26 protein-coding genes are annotated in these 25,906 nt (G+C 54.4%); 15 read left to right on the top strand and 11 right to left on the bottom strand.

What is annotated here, in order from left to right; all coding sequences use genetic code 11:
• Positions 1-111 precede the first annotated feature (111 nt).
• The 3 genes from rnm (at position 112) to rluB (ending at position 2,583) form a co-directional block, all read left to right on the top strand.
• A complete protein-coding gene (gene rnm / locus INF73_RS14165) occupies positions 112-993 on the top strand; it encodes an RNase AM (protein ID WP_028013409.1) in 882 nt (293 codons plus the stop codon).
• Positions 990-1,610 (top strand): L-threonylcarbamoyladenylate synthase, encoded by a 621-nt coding sequence (locus INF73_RS14160; protein ID WP_003856793.1) that lies wholly within the window; start codon positions 990-992, stop codon positions 1,608-1,610. Before rnm ends, INF73_RS14160 begins: the two co-directional genes overlap by 4 nt.
• Before the next feature lie 97 nt (positions 1,611-1,707).
• On the top strand, positions 1,708-2,583 hold the full coding sequence (gene rluB, locus INF73_RS14155) for a 23S rRNA pseudouridine(2605) synthase RluB (protein WP_193542339.1): 876 nt from the start codon (positions 1,708-1,710) through the stop codon (positions 2,581-2,583).
• A gap of 35 nt (positions 2,584-2,618) precedes the next feature.
• Here rluB and cobO read toward each other — a convergent pair whose 3' ends face one another.
• Together cobO and INF73_RS14145 are read right to left on the bottom strand one after the other, a co-directional pair.
• Positions 2,619-3,209, bottom strand: a complete 591-nt coding sequence (cobO, locus tag INF73_RS14150; protein ID WP_193532754.1) for a cob(I)yrinic acid a,c-diamide adenosyltransferase — start codon at positions 3,207-3,209, stop codon at positions 2,619-2,621.
• Positions 3,206-3,967 carry a YciK family oxidoreductase gene (locus tag INF73_RS14145; protein ID WP_028013406.1) on the bottom strand — a complete coding sequence of 254 codons (762 nt, stop codon included), beginning with the start codon at positions 3,965-3,967 and terminating at the stop codon, positions 3,206-3,208. Before INF73_RS14145 ends, cobO begins: the two co-directional genes overlap by 4 nt.
• Positions 3,968-4,218: 251 nt before the next feature.
• Between INF73_RS14145 and sohB the strand changes: the two genes are divergently transcribed.
• Complete coding sequence (gene sohB / locus INF73_RS14140; RefSeq protein ID WP_041909637.1) at positions 4,219-5,265, top strand: protease SohB; 1,047 nt, start codon at positions 4,219-4,221, stop codon at positions 5,263-5,265.
• Positions 5,266-5,299: 34 nt separating this feature from the next.
• Here sohB and INF73_RS14135 read toward each other — a convergent pair whose 3' ends face one another.
• Positions 5,300-5,551 (bottom strand): YciN family protein, encoded by a 252-nt coding sequence (locus tag INF73_RS14135; protein WP_003856804.1) that lies wholly within the window; start codon positions 5,549-5,551, stop codon positions 5,300-5,302.
• Between the two features lie 399 nt (positions 5,552-5,950).
• On the opposite strand from INF73_RS14135, the gene topA reads away from it, so the two are divergent.
• The 6 genes from topA (at position 5,951) to acnA (ending at position 13,437) form a co-directional block, all read left to right on the top strand.
• On the top strand, positions 5,951-8,548 hold the full coding sequence (gene topA, locus INF73_RS14130; protein WP_041909639.1) for a type I DNA topoisomerase: 2,598 nt from the start codon (positions 5,951-5,953) through the stop codon (positions 8,546-8,548).
• Positions 8,549-8,735: 187 nt separating this feature from the next.
• Positions 8,736-9,710: an HTH-type transcriptional regulator CysB gene (cysB, locus tag INF73_RS14125; protein WP_028013403.1), complete on the top strand. Its 975-nt coding sequence runs from the start codon at positions 8,736-8,738 to the stop codon at positions 9,708-9,710.
• Between the two features lie 338 nt (positions 9,711-10,048).
• On the top strand, positions 10,049-10,189 hold the full coding sequence (locus tag INF73_RS14120; RefSeq protein ID WP_213743510.1) for a YmiA family putative membrane protein: 141 nt from the start codon (positions 10,049-10,051) through the stop codon (positions 10,187-10,189).
• 2 nt (positions 10,190-10,191) lie between these two features.
• Entirely contained in the window at positions 10,192-10,362 is a 171-nt protein-coding gene (locus INF73_RS14115; protein WP_032644881.1) for a hypothetical protein, read from the top strand.
• A 137-nt stretch (positions 10,363-10,499) separates the two neighbouring features.
• Positions 10,500-10,598, top strand: a complete 99-nt coding sequence (gene ymiC / locus INF73_RS22095; RefSeq protein WP_032644994.1) for a small membrane protein YmiC — start codon at positions 10,500-10,502, stop codon at positions 10,596-10,598.
• A 163-nt stretch (positions 10,599-10,761) separates the two neighbouring features.
• Positions 10,762-13,437: an aconitate hydratase AcnA gene (gene acnA, locus INF73_RS14110; protein ID WP_063154362.1), complete on the top strand. Its 2,676-nt coding sequence runs from the start codon at positions 10,762-10,764 to the stop codon at positions 13,435-13,437.
• Between the two features lie 37 nt (positions 13,438-13,474).
• On the opposite strand, the gene ribA is transcribed toward acnA, so the two are convergent.
• Positions 13,475-14,065, bottom strand: a complete 591-nt coding sequence (gene ribA / locus INF73_RS14105) for a GTP cyclohydrolase II (protein ID WP_028013401.1) — start codon at positions 14,063-14,065, stop codon at positions 13,475-13,477.
• 197 nt (positions 14,066-14,262) lie between these two features.
• On the opposite strand from ribA, the gene pgpB reads away from it, so the two are divergent.
• From pgpB to yciH, 5 genes are all read left to right on the top strand, one after another.
• Complete coding sequence (gene pgpB, locus INF73_RS14100) at positions 14,263-15,030, top strand: phosphatidylglycerophosphatase B (RefSeq protein ID WP_088205584.1); 768 nt, start codon at positions 14,263-14,265, stop codon at positions 15,028-15,030.
• 148 nt (positions 15,031-15,178) lie between these two features.
• Entirely contained in the window at positions 15,179-15,487 is a 309-nt protein-coding gene (locus tag INF73_RS14095) for a LapA family protein (RefSeq protein WP_028013399.1), read from the top strand.
• A gap of 6 nt (positions 15,488-15,493) precedes the next feature.
• The gene (lapB, locus tag INF73_RS14090) at positions 15,494-16,663 is read left to right on the top strand and encodes a lipopolysaccharide assembly protein LapB (RefSeq protein ID WP_041909646.1); all 1,170 of its coding nucleotides are present in this window, start codon (positions 15,494-15,496) and stop codon (positions 16,661-16,663) included.
• A gap of 186 nt (positions 16,664-16,849) precedes the next feature.
• Positions 16,850-17,590: an orotidine-5'-phosphate decarboxylase gene (gene pyrF, locus INF73_RS14085; RefSeq protein WP_045260660.1), complete on the top strand. Its 741-nt coding sequence runs from the start codon at positions 16,850-16,852 to the stop codon at positions 17,588-17,590.
• Complete coding sequence (gene yciH / locus INF73_RS14080; protein ID WP_045630534.1) at positions 17,587-17,913, top strand: stress response translation initiation inhibitor YciH; 327 nt, start codon at positions 17,587-17,589, stop codon at positions 17,911-17,913. The genes pyrF and yciH overlap by 4 nt, the downstream gene beginning before the upstream one ends.
• A gap of 104 nt (positions 17,914-18,017) precedes the next feature.
• Here yciH and osmB read toward each other — a convergent pair whose 3' ends face one another.
• From osmB to fabI, 7 genes are all read right to left on the bottom strand, one after another.
• Positions 18,018-18,236, bottom strand: coding sequence for an osmotically-inducible lipoprotein OsmB (osmB, locus tag INF73_RS14075; RefSeq protein WP_008501216.1), 219 nt, complete (start codon positions 18,234-18,236; stop codon positions 18,018-18,020).
• Positions 18,237-18,497: 261 nt separating this feature from the next.
• Positions 18,498-19,250 carry a DNA-binding transcriptional regulator YciT gene (locus INF73_RS14070; RefSeq protein ID WP_041909650.1) on the bottom strand — a complete coding sequence of 251 codons (753 nt, stop codon included), beginning with the start codon at positions 19,248-19,250 and terminating at the stop codon, positions 18,498-18,500.
• Positions 19,251-19,293: 43 nt separating this feature from the next.
• A complete protein-coding gene (locus INF73_RS14065) occupies positions 19,294-19,476 on the bottom strand; it encodes a hypothetical protein (RefSeq protein ID WP_041909652.1) in 183 nt (60 codons plus the stop codon).
• Positions 19,477-19,594: 118 nt separating this feature from the next.
• Positions 19,595-21,586 carry a cyclic di-GMP phosphodiesterase gene (pdeR, locus tag INF73_RS14060; protein WP_028013393.1) on the bottom strand — a complete coding sequence of 664 codons (1,992 nt, stop codon included), beginning with the start codon at positions 21,584-21,586 and terminating at the stop codon, positions 19,595-19,597.
• A 320-nt stretch (positions 21,587-21,906) separates the two neighbouring features.
• Positions 21,907-23,841, bottom strand: coding sequence for an exoribonuclease II (locus INF73_RS14055; protein ID WP_193542337.1), 1,935 nt, complete (start codon positions 23,839-23,841; stop codon positions 21,907-21,909).
• An 88-nt stretch (positions 23,842-23,929) separates the two neighbouring features.
• Complete coding sequence (locus INF73_RS14050; RefSeq protein WP_069732849.1) at positions 23,930-24,916, bottom strand: oxidoreductase; 987 nt, start codon at positions 24,914-24,916, stop codon at positions 23,930-23,932.
• A 154-nt stretch (positions 24,917-25,070) separates the two neighbouring features.
• On the bottom strand, positions 25,071-25,859 hold the full coding sequence (fabI, locus tag INF73_RS14045; RefSeq protein ID WP_003856831.1) for an enoyl-ACP reductase FabI: 789 nt from the start codon (positions 25,857-25,859) through the stop codon (positions 25,071-25,073).
• Positions 25,860-25,906 lie beyond the last annotated feature (47 nt).

Here is a 25,906-nt window from a genome sequence, read left to right as displayed (position 1 = left end):
CGTACTAGTTAACTAGTTCGATGGCGTATTGTCAACCCTTGATTTCAGAATTTCACGTTAAGTCGGTATCATGGCGTTTTCGGATGTCTCCAACCTGTTATGGGAAGTGCTTTGAGCGATACCACTTACGCGATTATTTATGATTTACACAGCCATACTCAGGCCTCTGATGGCCTGCTGACACCCGAAGCCCTGGTTCATCGCGCGGTTGAAATGCGTGTCGGCACGCTGGCGATAACCGATCACGATACCACCGACGCCATTCCGGCAGCGCGCGCCGAGATTGCCCGCAGCGGGCTGGCGCTGAATCTGGTGCCCGGCGTCGAGATCTCGACCGTCTGGGAAAACCATGAGATTCATATCGTTGGCCTGAACATTGATATAGAACATCCGGCACTTCTTGCCTTTTTGCAAGAACAAAAAACGCGCCGCAACCAGCGCGCGGAGATGATCGGCGAGCGTCTGGAGAAGGCGCATATTCCGGGCGCGCTGGAAGGTGCGCAAAAGCTGGCGAACGGCGGGGCGGTCACCCGCGGTCATTTCGCCCGCTTTCTGGTTGAAGCGGGCAAAGCGACGACCATGGCGGATGTCTTTAAAAAGTATCTGGCGCGCGGGAAAACCGGATACGTTCCGCCACAGTGGTGTACAATAAAACAAGCTATTGATGTCATTCATCATTCTGGCGGTAAGGCCGTGCTGGCCCATCCGGGACGGTATAATCTTTCTGCTAAATGGCTGAAACGGCTGCTGGCGCACTTTGCCGAATGCGGTGGCGAGGCGATGGAAGTCGCCCAGTGTCAGCAGGCGCCCAACGAGCGCGCGCAGCTCGCGACTTACGCTCGCCAGTTTGGCCTGCTAGGGTCACAGGGCTCTGATTTCCACCAGCCCTGCGCGTGGATCGAGCTGGGACGCAAGCTCTGGCTACCCGCTGGCGTTGAGCCGGTCTGGCAGCTCTGGGAGCAGCCGCAGCAAATTGAAGAGAGGGAAGTATGAGTCAGTTTTTCTATATCCATCCGGACAACCCGCAGCCACGTCTGATTAACCAGGCCGTGGAGATCGTCCGCAAAGGCGGCGTGATAGTCTACCCGACCGATTCCGGCTACGCGCTGGGCTGTAAAATTGAAGATAAAGGGGCGATGGAGCGAATATGTCGCATCCGTCAGCTGCCGGACGGCCATAACTTTACCCTGATGTGTCGCGACCTCTCTGAGCTGTCGACCTATGCGTATGTCGACAACGTGGCGTTTCGCCTGATCAAGAACAACACGCCGGGTAACTACACCTTCATTCTGAAAGGGACGAAGGAGGTGCCGCGTCGCCTGCTGCAGGAAAAGCGTAAGACTATCGGCATGCGCGTGCCGTCAAACCCGATTGCCCAGGCGCTGCTGGAAACCCTCGGCGAGCCGATGCTCTCCACCTCGCTAATGCTGCCGGGCAGCGAGTTTACCGAGTCCGATCCGGAGGAGATAAAAGATCGTCTGGAGAAGGTAGTGGAGCTGATTATTCACGGCGGTTATCTCGGCCAGCAGCCGACTACGGTTGTGGATCTGACTGAAGACGCGCCTGAAGTGATTCGTGAAGGCGTGGGTGATGTTAAGCCTTTCTTGTAAAGGTGTAAGCAGATATACTACGCGGCCATCAAAGCAGGGCTCGGCTCTGCTTTTGACCTGATTCGACGCCTGTGAAGGCGACACCTGAGGAAGCTCAATGAGCGAGAAGTTACAGAAAGTGCTGGCGCGCGCCGGCCACGGTTCACGCCGTGAAATCGAAGCCATTATTGAAGCGGGCCGCGTGAGTGTGGACGGTAAAATCGCCACGCTGGGTGACCGCGTAGAAATCGTACCGGGGCTCAAGATCCGCATTGACGGTCATCTTATCTCCATGAAAGAGTCCGCGGAACAGATCTGCCGCGTGCTGGCGTATTACAAGCCGGAAGGCGAGCTGTGTACGCGCAACGACCCGGAAGGTCGTCCAACGGTGTTTGACCGTCTGCCAAAACTGCGCGGCGCCCGCTGGATTGCGGTGGGTCGTCTGGACGTGAACACCTGCGGTCTGCTGCTGTTCACCACCGATGGTGAACTGGCAAACCGCCTCATGCACCCAAGCCGTGAAGTTGAGCGTGAATACGCCGTTCGCGTCTTCGGCCAGGTCGATGAAAATAAACTGCGCGATCTGTCGCGTGGCGTGCAGCTGGAAGACGGCCCTGCGGCGTTCAAAACCATCAAATTTACCGGTGGTGAAGGGATTAACCAGTGGTACAACGTGACCCTGACCGAAGGCCGTAATCGCGAGGTGCGTCGTCTGTGGGAAGCGGTAGGCGTGCAGGTTAGCCGCCTGATCCGCGTTCGCTACGGCGACATTCTGCTGCCGAAAGGTCTGCCACGCGGTGGTTATACCGAGCTGGATCTTACCCAGACTAACTACCTGCGCGAGCTGGTTGGCCTGACGCCGGAAACCACCTCTAAAGTGGCGGTGGAGAAAGATCGTCGTCGTATGAAGGCGAATCAGATCCGTCGTGCGGTGAAACGCCACAGCCAGGTGAACAGCAATCGTCGCTCTGGCAGCCGGAATAACAACGGTTAATTGAAAAAGCCCGGTGAACTCACCGGGCTTTTTCTTTAGTAATCAATGCCAATTTGTGCTTTGATGCCTGCATCAAACGCATGCTTGACCGGACGCAGCTCGCTGACGGTATCTGCCAGCTCCATAATCTCACGATGACACCCACGACCTGTAACGATAACCGTCTGGTGCGCAGGGCGGTTCTTCAGTGCATCCAGCACCTCCTCCAGCGGCAGGTAGTCGTAGGCGACCATATAGGTGATCTCATCCAGCAGCACCATATTTAATGTCGGGTCAGCCAGCATCCTTTTTGCGTGCTTCCACACGGCAAGGCAGGCTGCGGTATCGGTTTCCCGGTTCTGCGTATCCCACGTAAACCCGGTCGCCATCACCTGAAACTCAACGCCGTGAGGTTCAAGCAAATTACGTTCGCCGTTGGGCCATTCCCCTTTGATAAACTGGATGACCCCCACTTTTTGCCCGTGGCCGACGGCGCGCGTAGCGGTGCCAAACGCGGCAGTAGTTTTGCCTTTACCATTGCCGGTAAAAACGATGACGATCCCTCGCTCGTCCTGGGCTGCCGCGACGCGCGCGTCAACCTGTTCCTTCAGACGCTGCTGTCGCTGCTGATGACGTTCTTCACTCATTGCGAAATTCCCGGTTTGCGGCCCGGCTGGGCATCAAAGGTCATTCCGGTTTTGCGGCGGCTGTCGTCGCCCATCAGCCAGAGATAGAGCGGCATAATGTCTGCCGGGGTTTTCAGCTTCAGCGGATCTTCCGTCGGGAACGCGCTGGCGCGCATGCTGGTGCGCGTACCCCCCGGATTAATGCAGTTTACGCGCAGATGGCGGCTCTGATACTCATCCGCCAGCACCTGCATCATGCCCTCGGTCGCAAATTTTGAGACAGCATAAGCCCCCCAGTTTGCGCGACCCTCGCGGCCTACGCTGGAAGAGGTGAAGACCAGAGATCCAGACTCGGATTTGAGTAATAAAGGAAGCAAGGCCTGCGTGAGGAAAAAAGTACCGTTAACGTTAACCTGCATCACCTGCTGCCAGATTTCAGGATCCTGTTCATCCATTGGACGCACTTCACCTAACAAACCGGCGTTGTGCAGTACGCCGTCAAGACGTGGGTAGTGGGTACTGATACGGTGAGCAAGCTCCTGGCAGAGCGCTGGGGTGCATGTCAGCAAATCGAGCGTGTACCAGGGGGCTGGTGTGCCGCCTGCGGCCTCAATTTCCTGAGCGACCCCTTTGAGCTTTTCTTCGTTGCGCCCAATCAGAATTACGCTTGCGCCATATTCAGCGTACGTCAGGGCCGCTTCGCGACCAATACCATCGCTGGCGCCGGTGACAAGAATGATTCGGTTCTGCAGCAGGTTTTTTTGCGGTTGATAATGCACGGTGACTCCTCAGGCGCACGGTGTCTCAATCACGCCTTCATAATGACTTTTCGGCTTTATGCCCGAATTAGCGTGAGAATTCAATCAGTCTACAGGACGCATTGCTGCAAAATTAACAATTTGCAAATATTTAAACCGCAGCGCGGGGATTCCTGAAGACGGCTCGCAGAGGTAATGTCACGGGCGAGACGCAGGGGCAGGGCTGTTGTACACTGCCGTGAAAGATTCGTGGTTAAATCAAGGTGGAACGCGTGGAATTACTTTCTCAATATGGGTTGTTTTTGGCCAAAATCGCGACGGTGGTGATTGCCATTGCCGTGGTTGCCGTTCTGATTGTCAACCTGACGCAGCGCAAGCGTCAGCGTGGGGAGTTACGCATCACCCGCCTGAGCGAGCAGTATAAAGAGATGCAGGAAGAGATGTCCCTCTCGCTGCTCGATAGCCATCAGCAGAAGCTGTGGCTGAAAGCCCAGAAGAAAAAACACAAGCAGGAAGCCAAAGCCGCGAAGGCGAAGGCAAAGCTCGCGACGCCGCAGGGCGACGCAAAACCCCGCGTCTATGTGCTCGATTTTAAAGGCAGCATGGATGCGCATGAAGTCGCTTCGCTGCGCGAAGAGGTGACTGCGGTTCTGGCCGTGGCAACGCCGCAGGATCAGGTGGTGGTGCGTCTTGAGAGCCCGGGCGGGGTGGTTCACGGTTACGGGCTGGCCGCTTCACAGCTGCAGCGTCTGCGCGAGAAGCAGATCCCACTTACCGTGGCGGTAGATAAAGTCGCGGCGAGCGGCGGCTATATGATGGCCTGCGTGGCGGACAAAATCGTTGCGGCGCCGTTTTCCATCATAGGTTCCATTGGCGTGGTCGCACAGATCCCTAACTTTAACCGCTTCCTGAAAAATAAAGAGATTGATATCGAACTTCACACGGCGGGTCAGTACAAACGCACCCTGACGCTGCTGGGGGAAAACACGGAAGAGGGGCGCCAAAAATTCCGTGAAGACCTGAATGAAACTCACCATCTCTTTAAAGACTTCGTACATCGCATGCGTCCAACGCTGGATATTGAACAGGTGGCGACCGGGGAGCACTGGTACGGCATCCAGGCGCAGGAAAAAGGGCTGGTGGATGAAGTGGGTACCAGTGATGACCTGCTGCTCAACCTGATGGAAGGCCGGGAACTGGTAGGCGTGCGCTTTACACAGCGCAAACGGCTGATGGACCGCTTTACCAACAGTGCGGCGGAAAGCGCGGACCGCCTGCTGCTTCGCTGGCTACAGCGCGGACAAAAACCGCTGCTGTAAACAAAAACGCGAGGCATATGCCTCGCGTTTTGCATTAATCGACCAGGTGATATTTCTCTGAAAGCGTATGCGCCAGGTATTTAAACATATTAAACACGGCAGTGCTTTTCGGGGTCGGTAACCCCTGCTCGTCAAGGAAGTATTCGCCGCTGAAAACCAGCACGCCATTACGTTGCTCAACGCCGGTGGCTTCAATGCCTGCCAGCGTATCTTCATGGTCACGAATAAGCTTGTTTGCTTCGATAAGCAGAGAGGCTCGGTCAATGGGTTGGGTCGTATTCTGCATAATCCACTCCTTAAACAGTGACAATAGTCTACGCCGGGGGCGCTTTGGGGGCAAATTTTCCCTGTTATGTGAGGGGATAAGATGCAGAGGGCAGGTTGGCGGGATTTGCTTTTGCATGCTAATAAAGTTGCGTAACGAATTTTATCAGGTAGAGTGTGCGCTTTCGTCATTCTGGCAACAGAATTGCTTGACATTCGACCGGGAATTCGTCACGAATTATACGAGATGTGAGAAAAATACCCGAAAACTCAATGACCTGGATGTCGCCATTCTGACGTTCGGTAAGACATAGGGGTTGATATCCCCTGACGCAGTCGCAATATCATTGGCTCGTCGTCAGCGGAAGGGAAATCAACGTGCGGCGTATTCCTGGAAGAATTAAATTAGGTAAAGGTGAATATGGGTAAAGCTCTCGTCATCGTTGAGTCCCCGGCAAAAGCCAAAACGATCAATAAGTATCTGGGTAATGACTACGTGGTTAAGTCCAGCGTTGGTCACATCCGCGATTTGCCGACCAGTGGCTCAGCCAGCAAAAAGAGCGCAGACTCTACCTCCACCAAAGGGGCTAAAAAGCCTAAAAAGGATGAACGTAGCGCGCTTGTCAACCGCATGGGGGTTAACCCATGGCACAACTGGGATGCACAATATGAAGTGCTGCCCGGGAAAGAAAAAGTCGTTAACGAGCTGAAGCAGCTGGCTGAAAAAGCAGACCACATCTATCTCGCAACCGACCTTGACCGCGAAGGGGAAGCCATTGCGTGGCACCTGCGGGAAGTGATCGGCGGGGATGACAAACGCTACAGCCGCGTAGTGTTTAACGAAATTACAAAGAATGCGATTCGTCAGGCGTTTGAGAAGCCGGGCGAGCTGAATATCGACCGTGTGAACGCCCAGCAGGCGCGTCGCTTTATGGACCGCGTTGTGGGCTACATGGTTTCTCCACTGCTGTGGAAAAAGATTGCCCGCGGCCTGTCTGCAGGACGCGTGCAGTCTGTAGCCGTGCGTCTTGTCGTTGAGCGTGAACGCGAAATTAAAGCCTTCGTGCCGGAAGAGTTCTGGGAAGTTGACGCCAATGTCACCACCCCGGGCGGTGATGCGCTACCGCTGCAGGTAAGCCATCACAACGATAAGCCTTTCCGTCCTGAAAACCGCGATCAGACCATGGCCGCCGTGGCGCTGCTGGAAAAAGCGCGCTATCAGGTACTGGAACGCGAAGATAAGCCGACCAGCAGCAAGCCTGGCGCGCCGTTTATCACGTCCACACTGCAACAGGCGGCGAGCACCCGTCTGGGTTACGGCGTGAAGAAAACCATGATGATGGCCCAGCGCTTGTATGAAGCGGGTTACATCACCTACATGCGTACTGACTCAACGAACCTGAGCCAGGACGCGGTGAACATGGTGCGCGGCTACATCAGCGATAACTTCGGTAAAAAATACCTGCCGGAAAGCGCCAACCAGTTCGCCAGCAAAGAGAATTCTCAGGAAGCGCACGAAGCGATTCGTCCCTCTGATGTCTCTGTTTTAGCCGAGTCGCTGAAGGATATGGAAGCCGACGCCCAGAAGCTGTATCAGCTGATCTGGCGTCAGTTTGTCGCGTGTCAGATGACACCAGCGAAATATGATTCCACTACGCTGACCGTTGGCGCGGGCGACTTCCGCCTCAAGGCACGCGGTCGTATTCTGCGCTTCGACGGCTGGACGAAAGTGATGCCTGCACTGCGTAAAGGTGATGAAGACCGTACGCTGCCTGCGGTAAACAAAGGCGACGAGTTGTCGCTTGTCGACCTGGTTCCGGCCCAGCACTTCACCAAGCCGCCTGCGCGCTTTAGTGAAGCGTCGTTGGTTAAAGAGCTGGAAAAACGCGGGATTGGCCGTCCGTCAACCTACGCGTCAATCATCTCTACCATTCAGGACCGCGGTTACGTTCGCGTAGAGAACCGCCGTTTCTATGCCGAAAAAATGGGTGAGATTGTCACTGACCGTCTGGAAGCTAACTTCCGCGAATTGATGAACTACGACTTCACCGCGCAGATGGAAGACAGCCTCGACGAAGTGGCCAGTCACAAGGCGGAGTGGAAGAAGGTTCTTGATAGCTTCTTCAGCGACTTTACCAACCAGCTTGAGAAAGCGGAGAAAGATCCTGAAGAGGGCGGCATGCTGCCTAACCAGATGGTTCTGACCAGCATCGACTGCCCGACCTGCGGCCGCAAGATGGGGATCCGTACTGCGACAACGGGCGTGTTCCTTGGCTGTTCAGGCTATGCGCTGCCACCAAAAGAGCGCTGCAAAACAACCATCAACCTGGTGCCGGAGAACGAAGTTCTCAACGTGCTGGAAGGTGATGATGCGGAAACCAACGCCCTGCGCGCGAAACGCCGCTGCAAAAAATGCGGCACGGCGATGGACAGCTATCTGATCGATCCTAAACGTAAGCTGCACGTGTGTGGTAACAACCCAACGTGCGACGGGTATGAGATCGAAGAGGGTGAGTTCCGCATTAAAGGCTATGACGGCCCGATTGTGGAGTGCGAGAAGTGTGGCTCTGAGATGCACCTGAAAATGGGGCGTTTCGGTAAGTACATGGCCTGCACCAACGACGAGTGTAAGAACACGCGCAAAATTCTGCGCAATGGTGAGGTTGCTCCGCCGAAGGAAGATCCGGTTCCGCTGCCAGAATTGCCGTGTGAAAAATCCGACGCGTACTTCGTGCTGCGTGATGGTGCCGCAGGTGTCTTCCTGGCCGCCAACACCTTCCCGAAATCGCGTGAAACGCGCGCCCCGCTGGTGGAAGAGCTGCATCGCTTCCGGGATCGTCTGCCTGAGAAGCTGCGTTATCTGGCCGATGCGCCACAGCAGGATCCTGAAGGCAATAAGACGGTGGTCCGTTTTAGCCGTAAAACGAAGCAGCAGTACGTTGCGGCAGAGAAAGAGGGTAAAGCGACCGGATGGTCCGCCTTCTTTGTCGATGGCAAATGGGTTGAAGGCAAGAAATAATCTTTCTTAACCGTAGCTTACCCGTGAAAGGGCCGGACTTCCGGCCCTTTTTTATTACCTTATTATTATTTTTTGTTCCGTACTATACAGTCAGGCTATAAGTGATATAGTGGTTATAGTTAACCCTTTTTTTATTATCAAATCGTCTTAAGCGATTGACCGCGTGCGCTAAATCGGATGGTCTGGCATGAAATTACAACAGCTTCGTTATATCGTTGAGGTGGTGAATCACAACCTTAATGTCTCTTCCACCGCCGAGGGGCTATATACCTCGCAACCGGGCATCAGCAAGCAGGTTCGCATGCTGGAGGATGAATTAGGTATTCAGATTTTCGCCCGCAGTGGTAAGCACCTTACCCAGGTGACGCCAGCGGGGCAGGAAATCATCCGTATTGCGCGGGAAGTCCTTTCCAAAGTCGATGCGATTAAGTCTGTGGCGGGGGAACATACCTGGCCGGATAAAGGCTCGCTGTATATTGCCACGACGCACACCCAGGCGCGCTATGCGCTACCGGGCGTTATCAAGGGCTTTATCGAGCGTTATCCGCGCGTCTCCCTGCATATGCACCAGGGATCGCCGACGCAAATTGCGGAGGCGGTGTCGAAGGGCAATGCAGATTTTGCCATCGCGACGGAAGCGCTCCATCTCTATGACGATCTGGTCATGCTGCCGTGCTATCACTGGAACCGCTCCATTGTGGTGACCCCGGATCATCCGCTGGCGGGCAAAGGGTCGGTGTCAATCGAAGAGCTGGCGCAATATCCTCTGGTCACCTACACGTTTGGCTTCACCGGACGATCTGAGCTTGATACCGCCTTCAACCGGGCCGGGTTAACGCCGCGGATTGTCTTTACCGCCACCGATGCCGACGTTATAAAGACCTATGTACGGCTTGGCCTGGGGGTAGGGGTGATCGCCAGCATGGCGGTCGACCCGGTGTCAGACCCTGACCTGGTGCGTCTTGATGCGCATGATATTTTCAGCCACAGCACGACAAAAATTGGCTTCCGCCGCAGTACCTTCCTGCGAAGCTATATGTATGATTTTATTCAGCGCTTTGCACCGCATTTAACGCGTGACGTGGTGGATACCGCCGTGGCATTACGATCAAATGAAGATATCGAAGAGATGTTTAAAGATATCAAACTCCCTGAAAAATAATCACACCCGGTATCTTTCCCTGAGGGAAAGATACCGAAATATTGGCTTAAAGCTAAATTAGAATTATCATCATCTGCACTTCCCCTGCCATATATTGTCATTATCCTTTTAATTTGTGTGGCTTTAATGTCGTGAATTGGCGACAAAAATAGAAACTAATTAACGGCTACGCAAATTTTTCTTTTCAAATATTTATTTCTGGTCAAAAGATTGAATATTTCATGCCTCTTGATGCGTAAATTCACTGGCTTTTCGGCTAAAGTTTCTTTAGGATTTATCTCAACAGATGATTAATTGTACCAATTGTTTGGTCCTAAATGATAAGCGATATCGATTGTATGAGGTTAGCAATGCCTTCAGGAAGTGAAGAACCGCAAAGGGATCCTGCGCTCAAGCGTAAAGCCTGGCTGGCGGTCTTTCTCGTTTCCGCCCTGTTCTGGGTGATGGTTGCTCTCCTGGCCTGGAAATATTGGGGTTGAATATGGCAGTGACGGTACGTACAGAAACAGCAAAGCGGATGTGTCAGCATCATGACACTGTTCACAAGGGACGCAAAGCGCCTGCAACAGCAGTGCCAGCATCCTGGAAACTGACGCCGCAGCAGCAGGCTTTTATTGATGTGTTCGCGGAAGACGAACCCAAAAAACAATAATTTAGTTTATTGCGTAATGATGCAGTTAGTCTGAATAATGACTATGCGCCTTTGTACTCTTTAATAAATACACATCAGCAATATAGCACGAGGACCTGCCTCGGAATGTTTAATAAATAATGCCTGGTGTCCCTATGATGAATAACATGATGTCTCAAAAATACTGGTCATGGATCGGCGTTTTTACCCTGTCGATTCTGTTCTGGAGTCAGCTCATCTGGCTGGCCGTCCACTAAATCATAAAACCTCGCTGCGGCGGGGTTTTTTGTTTTACCCTCCTCTGGACCATTCCTAAATTTATCAATTTGGGTTGTTATCAAAACGTTACGACATCTTTGTGTTATCTTTAATTACGGCCCTGATGATTGTCAGGACATCTCTGTAATTAAGGAGGAGCTTATGTCGTTAACCCTACGCGAAGCCAGTAAGGACACGTTACAGGCAGAAAATAAAACCTGGCACTACTATAGCCTGCCGCTGGCTGCCAGAACGCTTGGGGACATTTCGCGTTTACCCAAGTCCTTGAAAGTTTTGCTGGAAAATCTCTTGCGCTGGCAGGACGGTGACTCCGTGACCCTTGACGATATTCAGGCGCTGGCAGGGTGGCTTAAGAATGCCCATGCCGACAGAGAAATTGCCTACCGCCCGGCAAGGGTCCTGATGCAGGACTTCACCGGCGTTCCTGCCGTGGTGGATCTCGCCGCCATGCGTGAGGCGGTTAAACGCCTCGGCGGTGATACGGCTAAAGTGAACCCGCTTTCACCCGTCGACCTCGTGATTGATCACTCCGTAACCGTTGACCACTTCGGTGATGACGATGCCTTTGGCGAGAACGTGCGTCTCGAGATGGAGCGAAATCACGAGCGTTATGTCTTCCTGAAGTGGGGTCAGCAGGCGTTCAGCCGCTTTAGCGTGGTTCCACCCGGCACCGGTATTTGTCACCAGGTTAACCTTGAATATCTCGGTAAAGCCGTCTGGAGTGAATTGCAGGACAAAGAGTGGGTGGCTTATCCGGACACGCTGGTGGGTACAGATTCCCACACCACCATGATTAACGGCCTCGGCGTGCTGGGCTGGGGTGTCGGCGGTATCGAAGCGGAAGCCGCCATGCTCGGTCAGCCGGTCTCCATGCTTATCCCTGATGTTGTGGGCTTTAAGCTCACCGGGAAGCTGTCTGAAGGCATTACCGCCACCGATCTGGTGCTCACCGTTACCCAGATGCTGCGTAAGCATGGTGTGGTGGGAAAATTTGTTGAATTTTACGGTGACGGGCTGGATTCGCTGCCGCTGGCAGACCGCGCGACCATCGCCAACATGGCGCCAGAATATGGTGCAACCTGCGGATTTTTCCCCATTGATGACGTCACGCTGGAGTACATGCGCCTGAGCGGACGCAGCGAAGAGCAGGTGGCGCTGGTGGAGGCGTACACCAAAGCGCAGGGCATGTGGCGCAATCCGGGGGATGAGCCGGTATTTACCAGCACGCTTGCGCTTGACATGGGAAGCGTTGAGGCGAGCCTCGCCGGTCCGAAACGTCCGCAGGATCGCGTAACGTTAAGCGACGTGCCAAAAGCGTTTGCCGCAAGCAACGAGCTGGAAGTTAACGTGGCGAAGAAGGACCATCGCCCAATCGACTATGTTCTGAACGGACATCAGTATCAGCTCCCGGACGGCGCGGTTGTCATAGCCGCCATTACCTCCTGCACCAACACCTCAAACCCCAGCGTATTAATGGCTGCCGGCTTGCTGGCTAAAAAAGCGGTTGAGCTGGGGCTGAAACCACAGCCCTGGGTAAAAGCCTCCCTGGCACCGGGCTCCAAAGTGGTCTCGGATTACCTGGCGCAGGCCAGGCTAACGCCTTATCTTGATGAGCTGGGCTTTAACCTCGTGGGCTATGGCTGTACCACCTGCATCGGTAACTCTGGCCCGCTGCCTGAACCTATTGAAACGGCGATCAAGCAGGGCGATCTGACGGTTGGCGCAGTCCTTTCCGGTAACCGTAACTTTGAAGGACGTATTCATCCGCTGGTGAAAACCAACTGGCTCGCTTCGCCGCCGCTGGTGGTGGCCTACGCGCTCGCCGGGAACATGAATATCAACCTGGCTACCGATCCTATTGGTCACGACCGCAAGAATGAGCCGGTCTATCTGAAAGATATCTGGCCATCCTCACGTGAAATTGCGATGGCCGTTGAAAAGGTCTCCACCGAGATGTTCCGCAAAGAGTATGCGGAAGTGTTTGAAGGCACGCCGGAATGGAAAGCCATCAACGTTGTGGGCTCGGACACCTATGACTGGCAGGACGATTCCACCTATATCCGCCTGTCGCCGTTCTTTGATGAAATGCTGGCCGAGCCTGCACCGCTTCAGGATATTCACGGGGCGCGCATACTGGCGATGCTGGGGGATTCCGTCACCACTGACCATATCTCTCCGGCGGGGAGCATCAAAGCCGACAGCCCGGCGGGCCGTTATCTGCAAAGCCGGGGCGTGGAGCGCCGCGATTTTAACTCCTACGGATCGCGCCGCGGTAACCATGAAGTAATGATGCGCGGGACGTTTGCCAACATCCGCATTCGTAACGAAATGGTTCCGGGCGTGGAAGGGGGGATGACGCGCCATCTTCCGGGGACGGAAGTCGTGTCGATTTATGACGCAGCCGTCAAATATCAGCAGGAAGGTACGCCGCTGGCGGTGATCGCCGGGAAAGAGTACGGGTCCGGCTCCAGTCGTGACTGGGCGGCGAAAGGTCCGCGACTGCTTGGCGTTCGCGTGGTCATCGCCGAGTCGTTTGAACGTATTCACCGCTCGAACCTGATTGGCATGGGGATCCTGCCGCTTGAGTTCCCGCAGGGCGTCACGCGCAAAACGCTGGGCCTGACGGGGGAAGAGCAGATTGATATTAGCGGCCTGCAAAACCTGCAGCCGGGCAAAACGGTGCCGGTGAAGCTTACGCGAGCAGACGGGAAAAGTGAGGTACTGGAATGCCGGTGTCGTATTGATACGGCAACCGAACTGACCTACTACCAGAACGACGGCATTTTACATTATGTGATTCGTAAAATGCTGGATTGATAAAAAAAGCCCGGCATCTGTGCCGGGCTTTTTACTTTCACTCTTTCAGAAGATGGCCCATTTTGGCCGCCTTGGTATCAAGATAGTGGGCATTTTTCGGGTTGCGGCCGACAATCAGCGGTACACGCTCGACGATGTTGATCCCGGCTTCGGTGAGGATTTCCACCTTTTTGGGATTATTGGTCAGCAGGCGAACCTCGTCCACGCCCAGCAGCTTGAACATATCGGCGCAGAGGGTGAAATCACGTTCATCGGCGGCAAAACCGAGCTGATGGTTGGCTTCCACCGTATCGTAGCCCTGGTCCTGCAGCGCGTAAGCGCGGATTTTATTCAGCAGACCAATGTTACGACCTTCCTGACGGTGATAGAGCAGCACGCCGCGGCCTTCTTCGGCAATATGGGTAAGGGCAGCTTCGAGCTGGAAACCGCAATCACAGCGCAGGCTGAACAACGCGTCGCCGGTCAGACACTCCGAATGGACGCGGGACAGCACCGGCGTCTGCCCTGAAATGTCGCCGTAGACCAGCGCGACATGATCCTGTCCGGTTGCCAGTTCTTCAAACCCCACCATCAGGAAATCGCCCCATGGGGTTGGCAGTTTGGCTTCTGCCACACGTTTAAGCTGCATGTGATTCTCCAGAGTAGGCTGACACGTTTCGTGCCTTGCGCCTGTTTTGCTTTCTGTATTTGTCCATTTTGCCACAAGCTCAGCACGTTCGCCTAATGGGCGCCATGCTATATGAACGTTAAACGCACGATCCGACATATCCACCCATCGAATGAATTTCAGTTATGATTGTGAGGCTTAGCGAAAAAGGAGAAGACATGCTTTCAATCGCCAGACGTACGGCAGCAGGCGCGGCCATTTTACTGATTATGCCTTTGGCCGTGTGGGTCTCCGGCTGGGTGTGGCAGCCGGGGCAGAATGCCACGTGGCTGAAAACGTTATACTGGGTAACGGAGACGGTCACGCAGCCGTGGGGAATTATTACCCACGTTATCCTCTGCGGCTGGTTCTTGTGGTGTCTGCGCTTTCGACTGCGCGCGGCGTTGATGCTCTTTGCTATCCTCGGTGGCGCGATCGTTATTGGACAGGGCGTGAAGTCCTGGGTGAAGGATCATGTTCAGGAGCCAAGACCTTTTGTCGTCTGGCTGGAAAAAGCGCACCATGTTCCGGTGGATGAGTTCTACAATTTAAAGCGTAAAGATCGCGGCGCGCTGGTGAAAGAACAGCTTTCAGAACAGGAAGATATTCCAAAGTTCCTGCGTAAGCACTGGCAAAAAGAGACGGGATTCGCGTTTCCTTCCGGCCATACGATGTTTGCAGCCAGCTGGGCGTTGCTGGGCGTTGGGCTGCTTTGGCCTAGACGTCGCACCATGACCATCGCGATTTTACTGGTTTGGGCGACAGGGGTGATGGGCAGCCGCTTGCTGCTGGGAATGCACTGGCCGCGGGATCTGGTGGTCGCTACGCTGATCTCCTGGATGCTGGTGACGCTGGCAACCTGGCTTGCAGAACGGTTCTGCGGCCCGCTCACGCCACCGCCTGAAGAGAAAGAAGAGATCGCCGAAAGGGAGCAAAGCGACGCCTGACGGTTGATATTGTGCATTTTGCCCATAAATCCATGACGTGCGCGTTACTTTTTCCGTTTCGCGCCCGTCGCTAAAATGGTAGTTTATAAGGCTGATTGCGGTGAGTTGAACACACTTTATTCGCTTGAACCACATAACGGGAAGTAATGTGAAATATTTACTCATTTTCTTACTGGTATTGGCGATTTTTGTCATTTCAGTCACATTGGGTGCACAAAACGATCAACAGGTGACGTTTAACTATCTGCTGGCGCAGGGTGAGTATCGGGTCTCCAGCCTGCTGGCGGTCTTATTTGCTGCAGGCTTTGCCATCGGCTGGCTGGTTTGCGGTCTTTTCTGGTTGAAAGTTCGTGTTTCTCTTGCGCGCGCTGAACGTAAAATTAAACGACTTGAACAGCACATTGCGCCTGCGTCCGACATGCCGGAAAGTTCAGGTGTGCCGGTCGTGAAGGAATAATCGACTATGCTGGAGTTGTTGTTTCTGCTTTTGCCTGTAGCTGCAGCCTATGGCTGGTATATGGGCCGCAGAAGTGCGCAACAAACGAAACAGGATGAGGCTAACCGACTCTCCCGCGACTACGTTGCGGGGGTGAACTTCCTCCTGAGCAATCAGCAGGACAAAGCGGTAGACCTGTTCCTCGATATGCTGAAAGAGGATACGGGGACCGTCGAAGCCCACCTCACTCTCGGTAACCTGTTCCGCTCGCGCGGCGAGGTTGACCGCGCTATCCGTATCCACCAGACCCTGATGGAAAGCGCCTCCCTGACCTACGAACAACGTCTCCTGGCGGTACAACAGCTGGGCCGAGACTATATGGCCGCGGGGCTGTACGATCGCGCTGAAGATATGTTCACACAGCTGGTGGATGAAACGGATTTCCGTATCGGCGCGTTGCAGCAGTTACTGCAGATTTACCAGGCCACCAGCGACTGGCAGAAAGCCATTGATACGGCCGAACGTCTGGTGAAGCTGGGCAAAGACAAGCAGCGCGTTGAAATTGCGCATTTCTACTGCGAGCTTGCCCTTCAGCAGATGGGCAACGACGACATGGACAAAGCCATGGCGTTGCTCAAGAAAGGCGCCGCCGCGGACCGCAATAGCGCGCGTATCTCTATCATGATGGGGCGCGTTTTTATGGCCAGCGGCGACTACGCTAAAGCCGTTGAAAGCCTGATGCGGGTGATTGACCAGGACAAAGAGCTGGTCAGCGAAACGCTTGAAATGCTGCAAACCTGCTATCAGCAGCTGGACAAGCAGGAAGAGTGGGTGGCATTTCTGCGTCGTTGCGTGGAAGAGAATACCGGCGCGACCGCTGAGCTGATGCTCTCTGACGTGGTTGAGCAGTATGAGGGGAGCGACACCGCACAGGTTTATATTACCCGTCAGCTGCAGCGTCATCCCACGATGCGCGTATTCCACAAGCTGATGGACTACCATCTGAACGATGCGGAAGAAGGGCGCGCGAAAGAGAGTCTGATGGTACTGCGCGACATGGTTGGCGAGCAGGTGCGCAGCAAGCCGCGCTACCGTTGCCAGAAGTGTGGTTTTACCGCCTACACGCTCTACTGGCATTGTCCGTCCTGCCGGGCCTGGTCCACCATCAAGCCAATTCGCGGCCTGGATGGGCAGTAATTTTTTTAAAAGCCTTCATTTTAGTTACAACATACTGATGGCTTTTACCGCTTTCTCAACAGCGTGCGGCTTGCTGGCCTGGCAGGGGCATAAATGGATTCTGTCAATTTGCGGCGACGGCAGGTAGAATGCAGGCCGTTTATCTGTTCCGCGCCGCTGCGCGCCCATAGACGAAAAGGGCTGGTCATGACGTCTGTTACTTCCTCCACTTCCCGCGTTATTACGGATTCTCCTGTTGTTGTTGCGCTTGATTACAATAAGCGTGACGCAGCGCTGGCCTTTGTCGACGGTATCGATCCTCGCGATTGTCGTCTGAAAGTTGGTAAAGAGATGTTCACGCTGTTTGGACCGCAAATCGTCCGCGATCTGCAGCAGCGCGGTTTCGATGTCTTCCTCGATCTCAAATTCCATGATATCCCGAACACCACGGCGCACGCGGTTGCCGCCGCTGCGGAACTGGGTGTATGGATGGTCAACGTCCACGCGTCGGGCGGGGCGAGAATGATGACAGCCGCTCGCGAAGCACTCCTGCCGTTCGGCAACGATGCGCCATTACTGATTGCGGTTACCGTGCTGACCAGCATGGACGACAGCGACTTGCGCGACCTTGGCGTGACGTTGTCACCTGCCGGGCACGCCGAGCGTCTCGCGCGTCTGACGCAGAGCTGTGGTCTCGATGGCGTCGTTTGCTCCGCGCAGGAAGCGGTACGCTTTAAGTCAGAGTTGGGCAAAGATTTTAAACTGGTCACGCCAGGCATTCGTCCTGCTGGCAGCGACGTGGGCGATCAGCGACGCATTATGACGCCTGAGCAGGCGCTGGCAGCAGGCGTTGACTACATGGTTATCGGCCGGCCGGTGACGCAGTCTGCGAACCCGGCAGAGACGCTTAAGGCTATCAACGCATCACTGAAAAAGGGGGCGCAATGACTGATTCCAACAGTCGGCTGGTCTACTCGACGGAAAGCGGGCGCATAGACGAACCGAAAACGAAAGCAGAACGTCCGAAAGGTGACGGTATTGTTCGTATCCAGCGTCAGACCAGCGGGCGAAAAGGAAAGGGGGTCTGCCTGATCTCCGGGATTGATCTGGATGATGCGGAGCTGAACAAGCTGGCAGCAGAGTTGAAGAAAAAATGTGGCTGCGGCGGCGCCGTGAAGGACGGCATTATCGAAATTCAGGGTGATAAACGCGATTTAATTAAATCGCTCCTTGAAGCCAAAGGCATGAAAGTTAAACTGGCAGGCGGCTAAAATAAATAAGCCACGGCAAATGCCGTGGCTCGTGTTATATACGTGCGTTAGTCAGACCTGAAATGCGATGCTAAATCGCCTTAACGGGAAGGCTGAAAGAATAATTATTTGCCAACCTGGTGACCGATAATACCACCGACAGCAGCGCCGCCTAATGTACCCAGCGTACTACCATCCGTTAATACTGCACCACCGAGCGCACCAGCACCGGCGCCAATTGCGGTGTTACGGTCACGTTTAGACCAGTTAGAGCACGCGCTCAGGGACATTGCTACAGTGATTGCCAGAACAGCGGCGGCTAATTTTTTGCTGGTTAAGGTCATAATACTTTCTCCTGAATTATCGATTCACGGAAAGATGTACACATTAAGTATAGTCAAAATGAATACTCAATTCTTTTTTCCGTGAAAGCTGGTCGCGCAGGCGTTACGTAATCACGCAGGTGATAGTCACTTCCTGTTATATCGCTAACATTAATTTTACGACTTTACGGCAGGTTAAACAGGTAAAAACTCTTAAAGGATGGATAGGAATCCTCTCAGACGAAGGGGGCATATGCGCCCGGAATACGGGCGCAAATGGACTCAGGCGGGCGTTTTAATAATATCGACAATGAGACCGTCATCTTCCAGTTTATTACGATGTTCGTCGCTTAACCTTTCGTCGGTAATTACGCGGCTAAAGCGTGAGGCTGGACCCATGGTGTAAGGATGGACGGCACCAAATTTAGAGCTGTCGGTCAGCACAATGGCTTCACACTCTTTTTCCAAAACGGCATTCACAACGTCAGAACGCATCATATCCCGGCCGGTGAAGCCTGTCTCCGGCTGCCAGCCGTCAATACCGATAAACGCCTTACTGAAATGAACCTGCTGGACATACTGCCGGGTTAGCGGGCCTACCATGCTCTCACTTTTTTTCTGGTAAATGCCGCCCAGCAAAATCACCTCACAGCGCGTCTCTTTGAGCAAATGGGCGATATAGCTACTGACGGTGATGATGGTAACGTCTTTTTGTTCGGCGAGCGTACGTGCCAGAAGAGCGTTGCTGCTGCCGTTTTCAATAAAGACCGTCTCGCCAGGGTTTACCAGCGATGCAGCAAATTCTGCCAGTTCTCGTTTAAGCGCGTAGTTATTCATCATGCGCGTCTCAACGTCGTCGCTGTCCAGCGGCACGGCATAGCCATGCGCACGGCGCAGGTAGCTCTGTTTTTCCAGCAGATTAAGATCCTGACGGATGGTGACTTCTGAAACGCCGGTGGTTTTAGCCAGCTCAACGACGCTTACGCGCCCCTGATCGATGACCATCTGCAAAATGAGTTGTTGTCGGGAATTCATAGCATCCAATTAATAAAGCGAAACGAGGTCTGAGACAGTGGGATTAGACTTCCCACGGCGCTTTAGGCTGTCGGTTTTCGGGGGCATTGTCAGCGCCATCCTGAGCGAGAAGTTCAGACTTCAGGATCTCGAGATTACGGATCGCAGAGTGATAATCACCCGCCACCAGGATATCCAGCACGGTATCAATACGTTGTGCTACAGCTTGTGGATCAATAGTAGACATCATCTCTCCCCAGGAGCGAAAAGTTAATAATTTCAATGATGCAGAAAATAGGTTCAAAAGAGAAGGGAAAAAACGCCATAACGAAATTACCTATACGAAAGTGAACCTCTGTATGACGTTAACGTTGTTGTCGCGCTTGATATCGTTTTAGCCAGCGCTCGAATGCGGCAGCGGGCATCGGCTTAGCGAAAAGAAAACCCTGCCGTTCGTTGACGCCATTCTTGGTCAGAAAGGCATCTTCTTTTGCGTTCTCCACCCCTTCGGCAATCACCTGCAGGTTTAACGCCTGCGCCACTGCGACAATGGCGCGTACCAGAGACTGGGAGACAGAGTGCTTGTGAATATCTCTGACAAAAGCCTGATCGAGTTTAATGGCATCAATAGGAAAACGCGCCAGCTGGGAAAGGGAGGAGTAGCCGGTACCGAAATCGTCCAGATGAATTTGTGCCCCGAGCCGACTGAATTGCTGGATCACCGAGAGCGCCAGCTCTTCGTTTTCGATAAGACAGCTTTCGGTTAACTCAACGTCGATAGGGCAGTACTCAAAATGCAGATCCTTAAGCGCCTGCTTTAGCTCGCTGAAAATCGTCTGGTCGGCCAACTGACGTGCAGAGACGTTCACGGCCACGCGCAGGTTAATTCCCTTGTCACGCCATTTTGCCACCTGGCGAACCACATCAAGCATCACCCAGCGACCCAGCGGCACAATCAAACCGGACTCCTCGGCATAAGAGATAAATTCCAGAGGGGGGATCAGCCCGCGCTCGGGCGACTGCCAGCGGACCAGCGCTTCAAGGCTTCTGACTTCGCCGCGCCAGGTCATTTTCGGCTGGTAGTGGATCAGGAGCTGATCGTTATCCAGCGCTTTACGCAGGTTGGTGTCCAGCCACAGGTACTCAAACACGCGCTGGTTCATCTCGGGGGAGAAGACGCAGAATTTGCCACGGCCATTCTCCTTGGCGGTGTACATGGCGATGTCGGCATTGCGAATCACGCTTTCCCGATCGTTCCCGTGCTGCGGCGCGAGGGCGATCCCCAGGGAGCAACCGGTGTAAACCTCAATCAGACCGATTCTGAACGGCTGGCGCAGGCGGGTCAGAATACGCGACGCCATCGCTTCCAGCGAGCCCTGAGAGGTATTGGTGGCCATAACGATAAACTCATCGCCGCCGAGCCGCGCTAAAACCTGCCCCTCATCCAGACAACTCAGAAGGGCAAGTGCAACCGCCTGCAGGAGCTGATCGCCGAACATATGCCCGTAGGCATCGTTAACCTTTTTGAAGTTATCGAGGTCGAGGTACACCACGCCAACCTGCGTGTCGCCGCGGCTATTGATGGCGTCTGAAATCAGCTCATGGATCGCATTGCGGTTGGGCAGGCCGGTGATGGTATCGGTATTGGCCAGCACGCGCAGGCGCTCCTGTGCCCGTCGTTCTTCGGTAATGTCGGTCCCGGAGCAGATAAGGAAAATTTCATTTTTACCGCTGCCGCTGTGAACGAATTTATTTCTGAACAGAAACAAGCGTTGCCCTTTTCGCGTTTTAATCCAGCGTTCGACTTCGTAGGAGCTGCCGTTGCGAAAGAAACCCGCAATGTTGCGCTTCGAGGCTGCCGCTTCGCTGCGGCTCATGAACAGTTCAAACACGTTTTGACCAATGACTTCATGTTCTTTCAGACCGGTATACTCTTCGCTCAGGCGGTTAAAGCGCTGGATATTGCCGTTTTGATCGAGAATGACAATGACGGAATTCGCTTCAGAAACAACCTGTTCCGCAAAGGAGAGTCCCTGAGCCAGATCGCGTGCCACGGAGGGCGTATCGTTCCAGGCGGAAGCCGTTCCGGCCCACTCGTTTCGGGTGATTTTGCGTCCGACAAGATGGACGGGAACTTGCTCGCCGTAAAGAGAGAGGTTCAGGGAAATGCTGGTGGTCATTACCGTTAGCTGACGGATCTGTGCGGCCTGTTCATCATCCAGTACGATCTCCTGAGTCACGTCAGCATTTTCGCTGGCGGCAAGGTGCAGAGCGTTGCTGTCAGCCGACAATCGCCACCACGGGCTGTGAGTACCCATGTAACGAAACAGCAAATTTTGCTCAAGTTCGTCGATCATGATTTCTCCCGCCGCGACGCATTAGCGAACAAATTATTCATTAGTCGTCGACTTTTCCGTTGAAAATAGCGGCAAAGCCGCAGTGAAGGCATTGTTTTTCGAAGCTTTTTTATAATAAAACGCATCAGGCAGATAAAAATGCTGAGCGTATAAAATCCAGGTGCCCGAACAGGGCAGCACTCTTTAACTGTAGATAATAATGGCTATTTTGGGCGGGCTGGGGCGGAAAAAGTAAGAAAAATGATGCTTTTGCGGGGGGAAAGACAGGGAGAAAATTGTCGGCCTTTCTGAACGGAAATGACCGACAATTGAGCAGGTTATCAGGCGACAGGGCGCGCAATAATACTGCGGGTTTCCATGCGAACCTCAGCGATAGTTACATCAATCACGTCAGTGACTTTGTAAACCGTCTCGCCTTTAATTTGCACGGTGCCGCTTTCCTGACTGCAGACCAGTTCGTCACGAACGGCGTGCAGGAACGGGGCAGGGATAAAGGCGACCGCACCGTTATCCACCAGACGTACGCGCATTCCCCCGCGGCTGATATCAATAATTTCAGCCGCGAAGCGGGTATCGGTACCGGCTTTATCCTGCAGGAAGCGCGCGTATAGCCAGTCTCCGACGTCACGTTCCGCCATGCGGTTCAGACGGCGTCGCTCGGCCATCTGTAGGGTCGTGTCGTCCTGAGGACGGGCAATGGTTTCGCCCTTAATAATCGCTTTCAGCAGGCGGTGGTTAACCATATCGCCATACTTACGGATCGGGGAGGTCCAGGTGGCGTAGGCTTCCAGACCGAGGCCAAAGTGCGGGCCTGGCTCGGTGCTGATTTCCGCGAAGGACTGGAAACGGCGAATACGGCTATCCAGGAAACCGGACGGCTGAGCGTCCAGCTCGCGGCGAAGCTTGCAGAAGCCCGGCAGTGTCAGCACTTCTTCCGGATCAACATGCACATCGTGATTCTTCAGCAGGGCCGCGAGCGCTTCGGTATTGGCCGGATCGAATCCGGTATGAACGTTGTAAATACCGAAGCCCAGCCTGTCGCGCAGCACGCGCGCGGCACAGATGTTGGCGGAAATCATCGCTTCTTCGACGATGCGGTTAGCAATGCGTCGCGGCTCGGCCACGATATCCAGCACTTCGCCTTTTTCACCGAGAACAAAACGATAATCCGGACGATCCTTGAAGACCAGGGCGTGAGTCTTACGCCACTCGCCGCGGTTCAGGCAGATGCGGTGCAGTAGACGAATCTGTGCCGCGATAGCATCGGATTCAGGTTTCCAGCTGCCGGTGTTTTCCAGCCAGTCGGAGACATTGTCATAGGCCAGCTTGGCTTTGGATTCGATGGTGGCGGCAAAGAATTCGATATCGTCTTCAATCGTGCCATCTGCGGCAATGGTCATGCGGCAGGCGAGAACCGGGCGCACCTCATTTGGGCGCAGCGAGCACAGGTCGTCAGACAGTTCGCGCGGCAGCATCGGGATGTTAAAGCCCGGCAGGTAGTTGGTGAACGCGCGGATTTTCGCCGTTTCGTCCAGCTTGCTGCCTTCCACAATCCAGGCTGTTGGATCGGCAATGGCGACGGTCAAATGCAGTTTGCCATCGGCGCTCTCTTCAGCGTAGAGCGCATCGTCCATATCTTCTGTGCTGGCGCTGTCGATGGTGACAAACTCCAGCGTGGTAAGATCGCGGCGCGCCAGGCCTTCATCCTGCATCTCAGTTGCCACGCCGTTCGGCGCTTCTTTTTCAAGATTATGGCGCGCCAGCGTGACCCACCACGGGACGAAATGGTCGTCGCCAAAGGTGATGAACTGGGTCAGTTCAGCATAGAAACCGCGGTCGCCTTTCAGAGGATGACGGCGCATTTCTGCCACGGCCCAGTCACCTTCTTTAAAATCATGCTCAACGCCGCGGGCGGCGCGGCAGGGAATGGCATCTTTCAGCAGGGGGTGATCCGGCACGACAGAAAGACGATCGTCCTTTCTCTGCACTTTGCCCACAAAGCGGGTCAGGAACGGCTCGATCAGTTCTTCCGGCTCGGCGGATTCACGTTCCTTCTCGGTATGAATGACGGCCATGACGCGATCGCCATGCATCACTTTCTTCATCTGCGGTGGCGGAATGAAGTAGCTTTTCTGCGCGTCAACTTCAAGGAAGCCAAAGCCCTTTTCCGTGGCTTTCACGACCCCTTCTGCACGCGGCGTCTGGGAATGCAGTTGCTGTTTAAGCTGCGCTAGCAGCGGGTTGTCCTGAAACATAATGTTCTATTTTCGTAGCCATTGAGCGGCTGACAGTTTTACGCGATTCTCACTGCTACAGCAAGCGCTCTTTGGGGAAAGAGTGTGGTTATTCCGCTTTGCCGGACGCGACTTTTAGTCGATTGAGCCAGCCCTCCAGCGCGCATTGGCTGAGCAGGTTGATCGCCTGAACGGCAGTAAGTCCTTCTTCCGTGAGCGGGGTAAATTGTGCGGCGCTGAAGCGGTCCGGCGAGCGTGTCAGCAATTCGGCTGCTGCCGAAAGCGCCGGAGGAGGCAGCGAAACCGTTTCCCGGCTGTTTATCAGGATCTCCCCCATCAGATCGAGCAAGGTCGGTTCATGGCACAGGACCGGCGTCAGCGCCTCAAGCGTGGGCTCTGCCTGCCAGCGGGAGAGGGACTCAAGCTGATGCGCACTGGCATAGCGAAGCTCGACCACGGGCAGAAGCGAGATCCACGCGTCGGAGGACGTTGGCAGGGTGTGCGGCTGAATATGATGGCCCGGCAGCCAGCGGACGGGATGGCCGAGCAGCGCCTGAAAGACGGCGACCACGCGCGCCTGAAAACCGATAAAGCCGATTATCTGGTTAATCACCACAACGTCATAGATAGACAGACCTACCTCATCAAGCTGGTTTCGCGCCTTATCATCAATGACGTCAGGTGAGCTGGCGAGCTGGCGGGCGTACTGCGTGATTTGCGCCAACCGTCGGTTACTTTCGCGGGAGGAGTCAGGACCCGGCAGCGGGGCGAGGAGGGCGGCGTAGTGATTGCACAGCCGCTGAACGCCGCAGGCCTGCGCCACCGTCAGCGCGGTACTTAACCGATCGTAGGCGCTAAGCGTTCGCAGGCGGTTTACGGGAAGTGAGAGCGGGAACAGCTGGTGACATAAGGATCTGGCAGGAGCGAGCCAGCCGGTACAGGCGGCGACAATCTCATCTGGCAGGGCTAAATCGAGCAAAAAACGATCGTCGACGTTAGCGGCTTCGGGCACCAGGGGCAGCACATCCGGCTGCGCGTGGTTAGACTGGGTTTCGTGATACCAGTGGCCTTTGCCGGAAAAACGGCGTTGTTCCATGGGCGTTCCTTGATCTCAAAATGGCGATCAATATCCTGGCGTAAGGCAGATAAAGGGAAAAATATTGTTAGGTGATAACAAATAGCAGAACGGAATAACGAAGGGGAGTGCGGAGGGGGAAAGCTCTCTTCCCATGCGGGAAGAGAGCCACAGCTTATTTAATTTCCAGCTCGTTCATTGCAGCGATGTTGAAGCCGCCGTCAACGTGAACCACTTCGCCGGAGATACCTGCGGAAAGGTCAGAGCACAGGAATGCAGCAGAGTTACCCACATCTTCAATGGTAACGGTACGACGAATCGGGGTAACCGCTTCGCAGTGTGCCAGCATTTTACGGAAATCTTTGATGCCGGACGCCGCCAGGGTGCGGATAGGGCCAGCAGAGATGGCGTTAACGCGCACGCCTTCTGGACCCATTGCGTTCGCCATGTAGCGCACGTTGGCTTCCAGAGATGCTTTCGCCAGGCCCATAACGTTGTAGTTAGGGATAGCACGCTCTGCGCCCAGGTAGGACAGGGTCAGCAGCGCTGCGCCCGGGTTCAGCATTGCGCGGCAAGATTTCGCCATTGCAACGAAGCTGTAGGAGCTGATGTCGTGCGCGATTTTAAAGCCATCACGGGTTACCGCGTTCACGTAGTCGCCGTCCAGCTGGTCGCCTGGAGCGAAGCCGATGGAGTGAACGAAACCGTCGAATTTCGGCCATGCTTTTGCCAGTTCAGCAAACATGCCGTCGATGCTTTCGTCTTGTGCAACGTCACATTCCAGAACAATGCTGGAACCCAGCTGCGCGGCAAACTCTTCAACACGGCCTTTCAGCTTGTCGTTCTGGTAGGTGAACGCCAGCTCAGCGCCTTCGCGATGCATTGCCTGTGCGATGCCGTATGCGATGGACAGTTTGCTGGCAACGCCAGTCACCAGAATGCGCTTACCGGAAAGAAAACCCATAGCTTTAATCCTTATATTCATTGCTTATTTTGCCTTGTAATTCATAG

Origin of the sequence: Enterobacter cloacae complex sp. P6RS, assembly GCF_014982245.1 — a bacterium.
Taxonomy (GTDB): domain Bacteria; phylum Pseudomonadota; class Gammaproteobacteria; order Enterobacterales; family Enterobacteriaceae; genus Enterobacter; species Enterobacter bugandensis.
The sequence above is the reverse complement of the archived record's forward strand: the minus strand, read 5'-3'. Positions and strand labels throughout refer to the sequence as shown.